This is a genomic window from Pseudomonas sp. (assembly GCF_002796985.1).
In the GTDB taxonomy this organism is placed as follows: Bacteria; Pseudomonadota; Gammaproteobacteria; order Pseudomonadales; family Pseudomonadaceae; genus Pseudomonas.
In genome coordinates this window covers 218,181-232,074 of sequence record NZ_PEKX01000007.1, presented here as the reverse complement: position 1 = coordinate 232,074, position 13,894 = coordinate 218,181, and the positions used below count along the sequence as shown (strand labels likewise).

The window sequence follows — 13,894 nt, the reverse complement described above, 5'->3', positions numbered from 1 at the left end:
GCCCCAAACTGTTGTGGGAAGTCGTCTCCGGAAGGGTAAGCAGCGCTCCGTGGGGGAGCCCGCCAACCGGCCTGCAAACACTCATCCGATGGGCCGGCGGCCCGCATGGAAGCATTGCAAATTTTTTCCACCCAGCCTGAAAGCGCCGTGCGACGAGGCGTCGCGCAAATTGGAGAAACCGTTTCAGCCTGAATACGGTGCTCCACGCTTCTGGCATAATCGCCGCCCCGTCTCCGACCGGTCATAGAATTTTCATGTTCGATCTCTTCAGCGGACTCGATGTCTGGGTGGGTATCAGCCTGGTGCTGGCACTCGCGTTCGTCCTGGCCTTCGAGTTCATCAACGGCTTCCATGACACCGCCAACGCGGTGGCCACGGTCATCTACACCAAGGCCATGTCCCCGTACCGCGCGGTGATCCTCTCCGGCATCTTCAACTTCCTCGGCGTATTGCTCGGTGGCGTCGGCGTCGCCTACGCGATCGTCCACCTGTTGCCGGTAGAACTGCTGATCAACGTGAACACCGGCCACGGCCTGGCCATGGTGTTCTCGCTGCTCGCCGCCGCCATCACCTGGAACCTGGGCACCTGGTACTTCGGTATCCCGGCCTCCAGTTCGCACACCCTGATCGGCTCGATCCTCGGTGTAGGCCTGGCCAACGCACTGATCAATGGCGTGCCGGTGGCCGACGGGATCAACTGGGGCAAGGCGATCGACATCGGCCTGTCGCTGATCTTCTCGCCGATGGCCGGCTTCATCGTCGCCGGCGCCCTGCTGATCGGCCTGAAGTGGCTGTACCCGCTGTCGAAGATGCACAAGACGCCGGAAACCCGCCGCGACGTCGACGAGAAGAAGCACCCACCGTTCTGGAACCGTCTGGTGCTGGTGATCTCGGCCATGACCGTGAGCTTCGTGCACGGCTCCAACGACGGCCAGAAAGGCATCGGCCTGATCATGCTGGTGCTGATCGGCATCGTCCCGGCCAAGTTCGTCCTCGACCTGAACAGCACCACCTACCAGATCGAGCGCACCCGCGACGCTGCCATTCACCTGCAGCAGTTCTTCAACCGCCACTCCGACACCCTTGGCGAGATGCTCGCCCTGGGCAAGGCCAGCGAAGCGGAGATGCCGGACCTGTACCGCTGTGAACCAAAGCAGACCGAAGCGACCATCAAGGGCCTGCTGAGCGACCTGCACGGTGTTTCCAGCTACACCGAGCTGAACGACGACGAGCGCGTGCAGGTACGTCGTTACCTGTTGTGCCTGGACGACACCGCGAAGAAAGTCGGCAAACTCTCCGAGCTGCCATCCCGCGAGAAGGCGGACCTGGAGAAACTGCGCAAGGACCTGACCACCACCACCGAGTACGCGCCCTTCTGGGTGATCATCGCGGTGGCCCTGGCCCTGGGCGTCGGCACCATGGTTGGCTGGAAGCGCGTGGTGCTCACCGTCGGCGAGAAGATCGGCAAGCAGGGCATGAGCTATGCCCAGGGCATCGCCGCCCAGCTCACCGCGACCGCCGCCATCGGCATGGCCAACATCTATAGCCTGCCGGTCTCCACGACCCACGTCCTGTCCTCAGGCGTGGCGGGCACCATGGTGGCCAACCGCAGTGGCCTGCAAAGCAGCACCGTGCGCAATATCCTCATGGCCTGGATACTCACCCTGCCCGTGTCGATCGCACTGGCTGCCGGCCTGTTCTGGCTGTCCTCGCGCTTCATCGGCTGACAGCGCGCGGCGCAGTATGAAAAACGCCTGCATCCGCAGGCGTTTTTCATTTCCGGAGGGATCAAGGATTCGTCGCCTGCTGTGGCAAGCGAATCACGAAGCGCGCGCCGCCCTTGAAGTTATCCACAGACAGGCTGCCGCCCATGTTGCGGATCAGCTCATGGCTCACCGACAGCCCCAGCCCGGTGCCCTTGCCGATGGGCTTGGTGGTGAAGAAAGCTTCGAAGATGCGCTCGATCACCACGGGGTCGATACCGCCGGCGTTATCGCGCACATGCAGTTCGATCCAGCCGGCATCGGTGCAGGCCTCCTGGGAGACACCGATCCAGCGCGCGCCCTCCCCGCTCCGTCCGAGCAGTGCATCGCGGGCGTTGGCCAACAGGTTGATCAGCACCTGCTCCAACTGGTCGGCATAACCACGCACCACCCCCCGCTGCGCAGGAGCTCGGCACTCGAGGGTGATGCCCTGCTGCGTCAGGCTTTCGCCCAGCAACGCGATGGCGCCTTCACAGGCGTCGTAGGGGTCGAAGGGTGCGGCTTCCAGCTCCGATTTGCGGCTGAACACGCCCATGTGGCTGATCACCCGCGAGAGCCGGTCGATCTGCGCGTCGGCGCGCTCCAGCTTCTCCTTCAGGTACTCCGGCTCACCCAGTTTCTGCCGCGCGTTGTAGAGGGACATGCGCATGACGTGCAGCGGCTGCTTCATCTCGTGGGCCATGCCGCTGACCATCTCGCCCAGACTGGCCATCTTCGCGCCCTGGGCCAGTTGCTGCTGGGCATGGCGCACCGCGGTGTTGTCGCGGCCCACGGCCTGGATTTCCACCAGCCGCCCCTCGGCATCCAGCAACAGGCGATCCGACCAGATCAGCCAGAGGTTGCGTTGACCGGGGAGGCTGAAGCGCAGTTCCCAGGAATCGTCCGCCGCGCCCTTGCCTCCGCCCACCAGGCGCGCGCGCAGAGCGCTGCAATCCTGTTCCGACAGCCACTCATCCAGCCGCCGGCCGAGTAGCGCTTCCACTGGCTCGCCCAGCACCTGGGCGAAAGTGTGGTTGACGAAGGTCAGTTGCAGGCTCGGGTCGTAGCGGCAGATCAGCGCTGGCGAGTCCTCCACCAGCACGCGGTAGCGCTCCTCGCTCTCGGCGATCTGCAACGCGGCGAGGTGCTGCTCGGTGACGTCCAGCCACAGGCCGACCGCCTCCTGCGGGATGCCCTGAATATCACGCAGCAGCTTGGCCTCGTCGTACAGCCAGTGCCATTCGCCGGCACTGTCACGCAGGCGGTATTCGGTGCGTACGCGGCCTTCGCGCAGCAGTTCACGGCCACGATCGAGGAAGGTTTCCAGATCCTCCGGGTGTACCCGCTCGGCCAGCGCCTGCCAGTTCTGCCCTTGCAGGTCGAGGCCGAGCAGGTTGCCGGCGCTCTCGCTGTAGAACTCGGGGATCAGGTGCCCCTCCTCCACGCGCTGCACATAGATGACCACGGGAGCACTGTCGATCAGGTTGCGCAGCCGGGCGTGGGCCGCCAGCGCCTGTTCCTCCTGCAATTTGCCCTCGCTGATATCCAGCAGCACGCCGTCCATCAGTTGGTCGCCGGCGCGAGCCTGGCGTCGGCCCTGCAAGCGCAGCCAGCGGCGCGGCTGGGTAGACGTCGCGCCGCGCAGGCGCAGGTCCTGGACCAACTGCCCACCCGGTTGCAGGTTGCGCAGGCGCAGGCTGAGTTCGTCGGCGTCGGCCGGGTGCAACTGGCTCAGCAGGTCGGCCAGTGCCAGCTGCAGTTGCCCGTCAGGCAACCCAAGGCTGGCCGCAACGGCCGGCGACAAGTCGAACAGGCCCTGGTCGACCTGCAGTCGCCACCAGCCGCCGCCGACCATGTCCTGCAGCAGGCTCAGGCGCCGACTACTGTCGCGCAGGCTGTGCAGCTCGGTGCGTTCGTGGACGAGGTTGCCGAGGATTTCCGCCAGGTACTGCCAGTCGCTGGGAGCCAGCACCGGCCAGGCGCTGGCGTGCTCCATCGGTTCGGCCAGCAGGCCGACCAGACGCCCACCCCGGACCTGCGCCGGGATCAGGTAAAGCTGCTCGCAGCAAAGCGCGCGGAGCAGCTCCGAAGGGCTGTCATCGGCCCCCAGCAACCGCGCGCCGGTGGCCGCTCGCAGCTCGTCGCTGGGCACCGCCAGATGGTCCCGCAGCAGGCTGTCGAATCCAGGCTGGATGTGGCAGGCGAAGACACGCAGGGTCTGGTCCGGCGCCTCCAGCAGCAAGGCCATGCTGCGCATGTGGAAGTTGCTGCAGAACGACTCCAGCACTTCGCCGACCGCTTCCCCCAGGCGACGGTGCGAGCTGTGCCGCAGACGCGCCAGCAGCAACTTGCTGAGGTTCAGGCATTGCAGCTTGTGTTGCTGGCTGTCGGACTGCCAGTTCAGGTCCGAGATGTCCGTGCCCAGCAGCAGGCAATGTTCGTTGGCCTGCAGGACCGCCTGGAAACGGCAGACCAGCGGCAGATCACCCGTGCTGCGCAGTACCAGGTCGAGACGCTCGCCGCCGCGCAGGCTGGATACCTGCATGCCCCCAGGAATTCGCCGGTCGAGGTAATCCCCGAGTCCCGGCGAATCGCCGTTGCCGGGCACGGGCGGCAACAGTCGATGGGCCTGGCTGCCGCCCCGGGCGACGACCCGATCACGGCTGTCCAGCTCCAGCCAGAGGTCCCAGTGGCCGGTCACCACCGGCTCAGCCACCGCTTCCGCCGGCAAATCCAGGCGGCGGCGTGCCGCCAAGGGCCGACTCGGCGCCGGGTGGTCATTCAACTCATGCTGGCCGCGAGGCCTGGAGCGCCAGAAGTCGAACATCCGGTGCCTCAGAGCAGGACGCTGGCTGTGCCGCTGAGCACGTCGGGCAGGCGCGGCACCGTACCGATTCCCGGCAGGGTCAGCAGCGGGACGATGGGCGAGGTGGCATAGGGATAACTGACACAGACATTGACACGAGTGTACTTGCGGCCAACCACCGTCACCTCTTCCGGCGCCTTCATGAAGGAGCCGCCGTAACAACCCTTGCGCCAGCCTTCAGGCATCCAGCTCAGGCGCTGAGTCACGGCAGTGTCCACTGCTTTCTTGAGTGCGTCGTCGTAGCCCCCCGGCGCCAGGGGATTCACCGAAACAGCCACTCGCGCGCCCGCCGCCGCGGCATCGTTGAACGACTGCAGCATCAGCAGGGGGACGCAATAACCGAGCAGCCCATAGAGAACAGCGAAGAACAGGACGAATACCGCGGCAAACTCGATTGCTACCGCACCTCGTTGTGTGCCACGCCCGCCGACTCCGTTCATGCGCAATACTCCTCGACCAACTTCCAACTTGAATGATCGTTCAACTTATCGGCGCCACTGGACATAACTGAAGATACCTGCCGTCAGACAACTACCGTTATCGACCAATACTAGGCGTTCCGCTGGAATTCGCCGCCACGGCATATCGGAATAACGTTTTGAGCCAAACTCGACTTCAATTGGCTTGAATTGCAATATAGCGCTGAAATACGAGATACCTTAAAAATCCATCTGTCTCCTTCGTCGTCGCCGCTCCGGGATAAGGATGTTCTCGATGCTGTTCAAATTCTGCCTGCTGGGCTGGTTCGCGGTATGCGCCTATCAGGACCTCACGCGGCTGCGTGTCAGCAACTGGCTGACCCTGGGTGGGGTGCTGATCGCGCTGCTGTTCCTGTTGCTCAAAGGGCACACGCTGACCGGCTATGCACCGCTGGCGGCCGCGGTGGCAGCGGTGTTGGCGGCGCTGCTCAGCGGGCCGGGCTACTGGCTGGGGAAGCTCGGCGCGGCCGACGTGAAACTGCTGGTAGCCCTGGGGCTGGCCAGTGACCCGCTGACGCTGCTCTACACCCTGGCGCTGGCCTGCCTGTTCTGCCTGGCACTGATGTTCGCCAGCAAACTTTTGATTGATTCGGACAGCGTTCCGGCTAATTTCAAAAAGAAATTAGCAAGACTGCAACCGTCAAAGTTCAAGTCATTTCCTTTCATATTTGCGCTGTTCGCCGGTCTTCTGACGACTTTATCTTTCATTCACTGAATGACCTCGGCGAGTGGCGCGATCCAAACTTAACGACTATATGCTAAGGGTTAATACCATCCGTCGCCTGATGGAAAAACCGGCTGCAGCAAGTTGAACAGCCGGCCGATAAAAACAACGAAAAAAGTAGTATTCCAAGGAGCGTGCAGTCATGGAAAAAACGGCCAATCGCCGTTTCAGCGTGCTAGTCATCGACGACGAGCCACAAGTCACTTCCGAGCTTTCCGAATTGCTGGAGAACAGCGGCTACCGCTGCGTGATCAGCGACAGCAAGGACAGCGCCCTGCAGAAATTCCGCGATGATGCCGCGATCGGTCTGGTGATCTGCGATCTCGGCCTGGGTCGCGACAACGGCATTTGTGTGGTCGAGGCACTCAAGGACGTGGCCGGCTCGACGCGGTTCTTCGAAACCATCATCCTCACCGGCCAGCAGGGTAGCCGGGAAGTCATCGAGGCCATGCGCGTGGGCGTCGCCGATTACTACCAGAAGCCGGTGGCGCCGATGGACCTGCTCAAGGGCCTGGAGCGCCTGGATGCCCGCCTGCACGAACGCATCCGCAGCCAGCTCAGCCTGAGTCATGTGAACCAGCGCCTGGAGTACCTCGCCGAATCGCTGAACTCGATTTCGCGGGATATCCACAAGATCAAGTACGAGGTCCACGGCGGCGGCCAGCCCGCCAGCAGCAGCGCCCTGAAGCAGGAGCAGGCGGAAGCGCCGGCCAGCTCCGCATCGAGCAACACCGAGCAGATCGCCCCGATGGTGAGCAACCCGCTGTTCAACAAGCTCTCGCCGCGCCAGCAGGCAGTGGCGCGCCTGGTGAGCAAAGGGCTGACCAACTACCAGATCGCCTACGACCTGGGCATCACCGAGAACACCGTGAAGCTGTATGTCTCCCAGGTGCTGCGGCTGATGCACATGCACAACCGCACGCAGCTCGCCCTCGCCATCTCCCCCAACGCGTCGCAGAGCAGCGCGGTGCACTGACGCTGCGCTAACCGACCTTCAGATCAGCAGCTCCGCGCCGCCGGTCTGGAGGTCGATGAGGCGCACGTCGATGGTGCCCAGTCCGACACCCAGCAACCTGAGCAACGGATCGAGGACGACGGTGCCCAGTGCAGAAATAGCTGGTGTGAGCAGCTTGAGCACGTCTGCGACCAACCAGCCCAGCGGCACTGGGATCCCTGCTACCTTCGTCGTCACCACCAAGGTCGAGCCCAGGGTATTCAGGGCATTGGCCAGTGACTGGCTGAGTTGGCTGGACGCCCCCTCTACCTCACTGGGCAGACCCGACGGCGGCGTCACCTTGTACTTCAAGGTCGTGGAGTCGGCACCACCGACCACGGCATTCGCCCCCACTTCGACATCTGCCACACCACTGAGCACGCTCACTTTGATAGGCGTCAGCGTCCCTCCGGTCTGGGGGCTCGCATACGTCCCCAACTGCAGCCTGGCAATCCCCGGTAACGCCTGGACTTCGACGCTCACTGGCTTGCCGACGCCAGCACAGGCGATGGTGTCCAGGGCAGCAGTACCTTGCGCGACGTCGAGTGCGAGGCCAAGATCGATACGCAAGACCAGCGGCAACTCGACTGCTCCAGCAACATTGGCCCGCAGCGCCGCCGTCCGAACCTGCGTCCGCCATTGCCCGTTGCTGCCCTTGCCGGGATAACCGAAGGCGATTTGAGGCGGCTCGATAATCCAGAGGTTGATCTTGGCGGACACCAGTCCTCCCAGATTGACCCCAGCATTGAGCGCCACCGCATGCTGCTTGTTCGCAACCATGGCCAACGCAGTGATCAAGTCCAGTGCATTGACCTTGCCTTGCAACGCCTCATCTTGCACGGACTCGGGCGCCACCACCGAAAGGATGCTGCCCAGCGTGACCGTCGCCGACTGGACCCCCGTCTTGATCAGTTGGTTTCTGAGGAGTGTGGTATCCAGGTCCAACACCTGGCTGGGATCGACCGCATCCACGGTCGCGCCCAGCAACTGAGCCAGCGTCGCCTGGGCCCCCAGCAGCGACTCCACCGACCCCGCCGCTACATCGACGCCCGCCGCCCGCAAGTTGTCCGACAGCCCCAACAGGCTGACATTGGCATTGGCCAGGCCTCTGTAGCCGGCCGCATTCAGCGACAGGTTGCTGCCCAGCAAGGCATTCAGCAGATTGTTCAGCAGCGGGGATTGCGAGCTGTCGAGTGAGGCCAGAGTCGTTCCCGCCGAGATACCCGCCATCGCAGTCCGCCTTGCCACGGCGCGAGCGCCGAGTTGTGTCGTCGCGGGAAAGTCACCGAATACGCTGGCGACATTGAGTACCAGGCTGGAAGGAACACTGCGGCTGACGCGAACCTCAACGGAGTCCTGCAGATCGCCGCCAGGGGTGAAGACCCGGTGCGAGTCCTTGCCGTATTCGTCATCGAAACTGATGCTACCCAGGGTCGCCACGAGATCACTGCTCGTGGCGGGCACAAAACCGTTGGATGCTGCGCTGCTCAGCGCGTAGCCGCGCGGGTCACTGTTGCTCGCCGCACACATGCCACTCTGCGTCGCCGTCTCCAGCGCCGCCATGTCCGCAACCCGCTGCAATTTGCGCTGTTCGTAATACAGGCGCCCGGTGTCGATCACCAGTGCCAGGCAGATCAGCGCCAGCAGCAGGGTGACCGCCGCCATGACGCCAATTGCGCCCCGCTGCCGTTCGCGTCCCATGGCACGCTCCCGAAGGATTACTTCTTGTCGGTGCTGAAACCGTTGTTGTCGTCGAGCAGATACTCGGGAATTTCGCGGGTATAGCTCTTCAGGTAGCGCTGGTAGGCGCGGTCGCGCTCGGCCGGCGTGGCGCTCTGCCGGTTGGCCGAGGCGGCCTGGCCGCTGCTTTGCAGTTGCAACCAGGTCAGCACTTCCTGCTGGTCACGGGCGGTGGTGCCTGCGACGGTATTCGCGCTGTCCATTGCCTGGGCCAGCAGCGGCGAAACCAGCAGCGCGCCGGCCAGAATCCATTGCTTCATCCTGTTCTCCCTGCCCGGCTCAGCGGGCCTTGACCAGTAGCTTGGCGTCGCGCGCCACAGCGGGTACCGACTCGACCGGGACCGGGTGCGCGTCCTCCACCGAATCGTCCACATAGCTCACGCTTTCCACTTCAATCGCAGGATGACTGGCCGGGCTGCCGGAGCTGGGAGCGCGCAGGTCCCTGGCCTGGTCCTGGGCTGCGCGCACCTGCTCCGAAGACAGCCCGACACTCTGGATCAGCCGGGTGGCCTCGCTGCTCTCGCCCTGGATGAGCATGACGCTGAGCAGGTTGGTCGCCGGCAGCTTGTCGTGCTCGTTCAGTTCCATGGCGGTGATGAACTCGAAGCGTGCCTTCTCCATTTCGCCACGCCGTAGCAGGACGTAACCCAGGTCGTTGCGCAGCGCGCTGTCGGTCGGCTGCAAACGCGCCGCCTCACGCAACTCGCGTTCCGCTTCCACGGTATTGCCACCGCGCATGGCGATCTGCCCCAGACCGTGATGGGCTTCGGCCGCCTTGCAGGTGCCGAGCAACCCCTGGTAGACGATCCGCGCCTTCGGGTCGCCGATGCGGCGCAGGGCCAGGGCCTTGCTTTCGCGCACTTCCAGCGAGTTCGGCGGCAGGGTTTCCAGATTGGCGAGCGCGGCATGCGCGCGGCCGTTGTCGAGCATCTCCCGCGCCAGGTTGAGTTGCAGCTCCACCGCCTGGCCCAGCTTTTCGTCGCAGTTCTGCCCGACGCTCGGCCCGCGGAGGGTGTCGAAATTGGCGCAACCGCCGAGCGCCAGGCCCAGCAGGCCGATCAAGCATGCGTTTCTCATCCCATTCTCCCCAAGGCCTTGGTAATCGCCAGGAAACCTGGCCCGGCAAGGATGATCAGCAACGCCGGAAACAGCAGCAGCATCATCACCAGGCTCATTTTTGCCGATAGCTTGCTGACCTTCTCCTGCAGGCCCGTGAGGCGCCGGTCCTCGAACAATTGCTTGAGCGTCAGCAGCGAGCCGCGCGCGCTGCCGCCCTGGCGGACCATCTGCCGCAGCACGTTGCAGCAGTCGCTCAACTCGGCAACCGCCAGGCGTTTGCTCAGCAGGTCCAGTTCGTCGGCCAGGTCCAGCCCGCTCTCGGCATGCGCCAGCACGCCGTCGAGCTCCACCACCAGCACCGGCACGATGCTCCGGCCCTCACGGCAGACCACACGCAGGCTCTGCTCCACGGTGAGGCCGGAATCGAAGAGGATGCGGATCAGCTGAATGAACAGGATCACCTCGTCCGCCAGGCGTTGCCGGCGTTTGCCGGCGAAGTAGGCCAGCACCCGCTTTGGCAGCAGGAAGCCAATACCTCCGGCAAAGGCCAGGGGCAATAACGGCGAGGTGTTGGCGTGGCTCGGCGCGGCGAGGACGACGAGCACGATGGCCAGCAGCAAGACCGGGCAGAGCACTACCGACATCAGATAAAGGCTGCGCGGTGTATTGCCGCTCCAGCCGGCCTGGTTCAGCAACAGCCGAACTTCCTCGTCGCGCAGTTGCAGGCGCTGGCCCAGACCACTGCCGCCCATCCGGTCGAGCGCCCGGGCGATCCGCTGGGTACCGTCGCGCGGCAACGCATCGCTCCCCAGGCGCTGTTCGATCAGGCGCTGCTCGCGCCCGGCAGCCCGACTTTGCGAGAGCAAAAGCAGGATTGCCGCAAGGGCCAGGATCAGCACCATCAGACCATAGAGCAAGGGCATGTCGGCCTCCTCAAATGCTCTTGAGCATGCGCCAGAGGGTGTAGCACCCCAGCACCTGCAGACCGAGGGACGTCAGCAGCAGCATCCGGCCGCCATGGTCGAGCCACATGTTCATCAGGTAGCCCGGATTGGTGAACAGGATGTAGCCGCCCAGGCTGACCGGGAGCACCGCCAATACCAACGCACTCAGGCGGGTCTCGCCGGTCATGGCGCGCAGTTGGCGGCCGAGCTTTTCGCGCTCGTGAATGACCTTGATGATGTTGTCCAGCAGGTCGGTGGTATTGCCGCCATAGCGATGGTTCACCGCCACGCCGAGGGAGAACACATGCAGCTCTTCCACGTCGTAGAGCTCGGCCACCTCCTGCAACGCCTCCGGCAGGCTGATGCCCAACAGGACGTGGTTGTTGACCAGGGAAAAGATCTCTCGCAGCGGATCGACGGAGACGCTCACCGCCTGGCTGATGGCATCGCCCAGGGTGCGCCCGGAGTGCAGGCTGCGGACGACCTGATCGAGGAAGTTCGGCATTTGCCGAATCATTTTCTGCAGGCGACGCCGGTAGAGCACGTTGAGCAGCAGGTGGAACCCCAGCACCACCAACAGCACACCGCCCAAGCCCCCCACCGGACCGAAAAGACGCATGCCGAGCAGCGCCAGCAGTATTGCCGCCACGGCACAACCCACCCACCACCGGCGCGCCTCGGCAATCCCCGCGCGGCGCATGCGGCGGGCCAGCCAGTGGCTACTGCGGGCCCGTGCAGCGCTCACTGCCGCATTCTCCCCAGTCAGGCGGCGCATCACCTGCTCGTTATGCCGCGCACGCCAACTCATTACGCCCACGATCGAACCGACAGCAGCCAGCACCAGGCTGGCCAGGCCCATCAGGATTGCGCCGCTCACAGCAGCACCTGGCGGAACTTCAGCCCGCTCGGCTGCGCAGTGCGGACGAACTCTCCGCTGCCGCGCCGGTCGAGGCTGAACAGGGAATTGGTGACGTAGACGCCGTCGCGAACCTCCAGCACTTCGAGGATCTCGCTGACGCAGCGGCGGCCGTTGGACAGGCGGGTGATCTGCACGACGATGTCCAGCGCCGAGCAGAGCATCTGCCGCAGGGTCTGCTCCGGCACGCGCTGGCCGGTGAGGCCCACCAGCATTTCCAGACGCAGCAGCGAGTCCATCGCCGAGTTGGCGTGCACGGTACTCATCGAACCGTCGTGGCCGGTGTTCATCGCCTGCAGCACGTCGAGCACTTCGACACCGCGGATTTCGCCGAGGATGATGCGGTCCGGGCGCATCCGCAGAGCGTTGCGGATCAGGTCACGGGCGCTGACTTCGCCGAACCCTTCGGCGTTCGGCGGGCGGGTCTCCAGGCGCACCACATGGTCGTGGCCCAGTTGCAGCTCGGCGGTGTCCTCGATGGTGACGATGCGCTCGCGCTCGTCGATGAAGCTGCTCATGACGTTGAGCAGCGTGGTCTTGCCGGTGCCGGTGCCGCCGCTGATAAGGATGTTGCAGCGGCTCGCCACCGCCTGGCGAAGGAACGCCAGCATTGCCTCATCGACGCTCTGGTAGGCCAGCAGGTCGCCGCTCTTGAGCAGCTCTTTGCTGAACTTGCGGATCGACAGGCAGGGGCCGTCCAGCGCCACCGGCGGGATGATCGCGTTGACCCGGCTGCCATCGGGCAGGCGCGCGTCCACCATCGGACTGGATTCGTCCAGGCGTCGCCCCAGCGGCGCGAGGATGCGCTGGATGACCCGCTGCACATGGTGGTCGTCGATGAAGCGCAGGTCACTCTGGTACAGCCGGCCTTCGTGTTCGATGAACACCCGGTCCGGGCCGTTGACCAGGATTTCCGAGATGCCCGGATCGCGCAGGAGGATTTCCAGCGGGCCGAAGCCGGTCAGCTCGTCCACCACCTCTTCGGCGAGGCGGTCCAGCTCATAGCGGGAGATCGCCAGCTGGCGGCGCGAGGCGTACTCGCAGACCTTCTCGGAGACGTACTGCGCCACCGCCGGCCGCGCGCCCTCCAGCAGGTTCATGCCGTCTTCGTCGATCTCGTCGATGATGTAGCGGTGCAGGCGCATCTTCAGCGTCTGCAAGTCCTGGTCGTGGCGACCCTGGCCGCCGCCGTAGTGCTGGCTCATGAACGCGCAGCCTTCGCGCGGCCGATCCAGCTGAACAGCCCGCGCTTCTCGGTTACGTCAGCCCCCAGCGCTTCGGCCAGGTCGCGCAGCTTCACCGTCAGCGGGTCGCGCGGCGCCAGGTCGAACAGGCTCTGGCCGACGTTCTTGGCGCGCAGGCGGGCTTCGGGCGAGGCCGGCAACACACCGAACAATTCCAGGCCGAACATCTTGCCCAGCGCCGGGGCATCCGGCGGCACCGAGGCCCAGTAGCGCTCGATCAAAAGTTCGATGCGCGGCAGCGAGGGCGTGCGCTCACGCAGGCGGCGCAGGCGCTCCAGGCCCTTCTTGCAGGAAGGCACGCTCTGGTCCACCAGCCACAGCACGCGGCTGGCCTGCATCAGCAGTTGCCCGCTGAGCTCGCCCTCGGCAACGCCGGTGAGGTTGATCAGGATATGGCTGAAGGCGCTACGCAGGTTGCCCAGCAACAGGTACAGCTCGGCGGTGGTGATGCGCTCCAGCACGCCGGGCTCATCCGACAGGCTGAGCACACGCAAGCCGGACTCGTGACGGGTGAAGGCGCTGTCGATCAGGGTCTGGTCCAGGCGCCGCAGGTTGCGCAGTGCATCGGCGAAGGTGAACGCGGGCTCCATGCCGAGAATGGCCAGCGCCTCGCCGGTGGGCTGGCCAATGTCCACCAGCAGCACCTGGTGATCCGGCTGGCGTTGCAGCGCCAGGGCCAGGTGCAGCGCGACGAAGGCGCCGTCGGCATCCGGCCGGGCGCTGACCAGGCTGATCAGTTCGCCCTGCTGGGCGGCGCTGACCGGCACCGTGGGCAAACGTCCGCCGAGACGACGGATCAGGCCGCTCAGCTCACTGGCGCGGGCACCGTAGGTGACGAAGTCCCGCGCCCCCGCGCGCATGGCGGCCAGCACCAGTTGGTTGTCCATGCCGTCGCCCACGGCCACCACCGAAAGCAATGGTCGCGCGGAAATCAGCCCTTCGATCAGCGATCCCTGGTTCACCAGGTTGGCCTTGTTCAGGCTGGTGAACAGCACCGTCGCGCCGGTGACGTCCAGCAGCGACAGCAGTTCTTCCAGGGTACCGCTATTGGCCAGCACCACCTGCCCGCAGCTGGCCAGGCTGCTCTGCAGCCACTCCTGCTCGCCGGGATGCTGGACCAGCGCCACAAAGGTCTGACTCATGCCCGTGCTCCCTTCCTTTGCCTTGCCTCCCGCTCTCTGGCGGG

The 13,894-nt window shown here is 64.8% G+C and carries 12 protein-coding genes; 3 read left to right on the top strand and 9 right to left on the bottom strand.

The features are described from left to right. The first annotated feature begins 254 nt into the window (after positions 1–254). Positions 255–1,727: an inorganic phosphate transporter gene (locus CTR55_RS06615; protein ID WP_296285126.1), complete on the top strand. Its 1,473-nt coding sequence runs from the start codon at positions 255–257 to the stop codon at positions 1,725–1,727. 61 nt (positions 1,728–1,788) lie between these two features. On the opposite strand, the gene CTR55_RS06610 is transcribed toward CTR55_RS06615, so the two are convergent. Both CTR55_RS06610 and CTR55_RS06605 read right to left on the bottom strand, forming a co-directional pair. Continuing rightward, complete coding sequence (locus CTR55_RS06610; protein ID WP_296285125.1) at positions 1,789–4,569, bottom strand: PAS domain-containing sensor histidine kinase; 2,781 nt, start codon at positions 4,567–4,569, stop codon at positions 1,789–1,791. Positions 4,570–4,577: 8 nt separating this feature from the next. Continuing rightward, positions 4,578–5,048, bottom strand: coding sequence for a TadE/TadG family type IV pilus assembly protein (locus tag CTR55_RS06605; RefSeq protein ID WP_296285124.1), 471 nt, complete (start codon positions 5,046–5,048; stop codon positions 4,578–4,580). Positions 5,049–5,322: 274 nt separating this feature from the next. Between CTR55_RS06605 and CTR55_RS06600 the strand changes: the two genes are divergently transcribed. Next, positions 5,323–5,802, top strand: coding sequence for a prepilin peptidase (locus tag CTR55_RS06600; RefSeq protein ID WP_296285123.1), 480 nt, complete (start codon positions 5,323–5,325; stop codon positions 5,800–5,802). 151 nt (positions 5,803–5,953) lie between these two features. Next, positions 5,954–6,787: a response regulator transcription factor gene (locus tag CTR55_RS06595; protein WP_296285122.1), complete on the top strand. Its 834-nt coding sequence runs from the start codon at positions 5,954–5,956 to the stop codon at positions 6,785–6,787. Between the two features lie 18 nt (positions 6,788–6,805). Here CTR55_RS06595 and CTR55_RS06590 read toward each other — a convergent pair whose 3' ends face one another. Genes CTR55_RS06590 through tadZ form a run of 7 tightly spaced genes read right to left on the bottom strand, consistent with a single transcriptional unit; the run spans position 6,806 to position 13,850 of the window. Further along, entirely contained in the window at positions 6,806–8,506 is a 1,701-nt protein-coding gene (locus tag CTR55_RS06590) for a pilus assembly protein TadG-related protein (protein WP_296285121.1), read from the bottom strand. 17 nt (positions 8,507–8,523) lie between these two features. Beyond that, positions 8,524–8,805 carry a DUF3613 domain-containing protein gene (locus tag CTR55_RS06585; RefSeq protein ID WP_296285120.1) on the bottom strand — a complete coding sequence of 94 codons (282 nt, stop codon included), beginning with the start codon at positions 8,803–8,805 and terminating at the stop codon, positions 8,524–8,526. 19 nt (positions 8,806–8,824) lie between these two features. Next, positions 8,825–9,622 (bottom strand): tetratricopeptide repeat protein, encoded by a 798-nt coding sequence (locus CTR55_RS06580; protein WP_296285119.1) that lies wholly within the window; start codon positions 9,620–9,622, stop codon positions 8,825–8,827. Continuing rightward, positions 9,619–10,527: a type II secretion system F family protein gene (locus CTR55_RS06575; protein WP_296285118.1), complete on the bottom strand. Its 909-nt coding sequence runs from the start codon at positions 10,525–10,527 to the stop codon at positions 9,619–9,621. The genes CTR55_RS06580 and CTR55_RS06575 overlap by 4 nt, the downstream gene beginning before the upstream one ends. A gap of 10 nt (positions 10,528–10,537) precedes the next feature. Continuing rightward, the gene (locus CTR55_RS06570) at positions 10,538–11,425 is read right to left on the bottom strand and encodes a type II secretion system F family protein (protein ID WP_296285117.1); all 888 of its coding nucleotides are present in this window, start codon (positions 11,423–11,425) and stop codon (positions 10,538–10,540) included. Next, complete coding sequence (gene tadA / locus CTR55_RS06565; RefSeq protein ID WP_296285116.1) at positions 11,422–12,669, bottom strand: type 4b pilus Flp biogenesis ATPase TadA; 1,248 nt, start codon at positions 12,667–12,669, stop codon at positions 11,422–11,424. The genes CTR55_RS06570 and tadA overlap by 4 nt, the downstream gene beginning before the upstream one ends. Further along, entirely contained in the window at positions 12,666–13,850 is a 1,185-nt protein-coding gene (gene tadZ, locus CTR55_RS06560; RefSeq protein ID WP_296285115.1) for a type 4b pilus Flp biogenesis protein TadZ, read from the bottom strand. The genes tadA and tadZ overlap by 4 nt, the downstream gene beginning before the upstream one ends. Positions 13,851–13,894: the final 44 nt, after the last annotated feature.

Bases quoted from the DNA above. Each gene is read 5' to 3' on its own strand.
- CTR55_RS06615 (WP_296285126.1), top strand. From the start codon at position 255: ATGTTCGATCTCTTCAGCGGACTCGATGTCTGGGTGGGTATCAGCCTG.
- CTR55_RS06610 (WP_296285125.1), bottom strand. From the start codon at position 4,569: ATGTTCGACTTCTGGCGCTCCAGGCCTCGCGGCCAGCATGAGTTGAAT.
- CTR55_RS06605 (WP_296285124.1), bottom strand. From the start codon at position 5,048: ATGAACGGAGTCGGCGGGCGTGGCACACAACGAGGTGCGGTAGCAATC.
- CTR55_RS06600 (WP_296285123.1), top strand. From the start codon at position 5,323: ATGCTGTTCAAATTCTGCCTGCTGGGCTGGTTCGCGGTATGCGCCTAT.
- CTR55_RS06595 (WP_296285122.1), top strand. From the start codon at position 5,954: ATGGAAAAAACGGCCAATCGCCGTTTCAGCGTGCTAGTCATCGACGAC.
- CTR55_RS06590 (WP_296285121.1), bottom strand. From the start codon at position 8,506: ATGGGACGCGAACGGCAGCGGGGCGCAATTGGCGTCATGGCGGCGGTC.
- CTR55_RS06585 (WP_296285120.1), bottom strand. From the start codon at position 8,805: ATGAAGCAATGGATTCTGGCCGGCGCGCTGCTGGTTTCGCCGCTGCTG.
- CTR55_RS06580 (WP_296285119.1), bottom strand. From the start codon at position 9,622: ATGAGAAACGCATGCTTGATCGGCCTGCTGGGCCTGGCGCTCGGCGGT.
- CTR55_RS06575 (WP_296285118.1), bottom strand. From the start codon at position 10,527: ATGCCCTTGCTCTATGGTCTGATGGTGCTGATCCTGGCCCTTGCGGCA.
- tadA (WP_296285116.1), bottom strand. From the start codon at position 12,669: ATGAGCCAGCACTACGGCGGCGGCCAGGGTCGCCACGACCAGGACTTG.
- tadZ (WP_296285115.1), bottom strand. From the start codon at position 13,850: ATGAGTCAGACCTTTGTGGCGCTGGTCCAGCATCCCGGCGAGCAGGAG.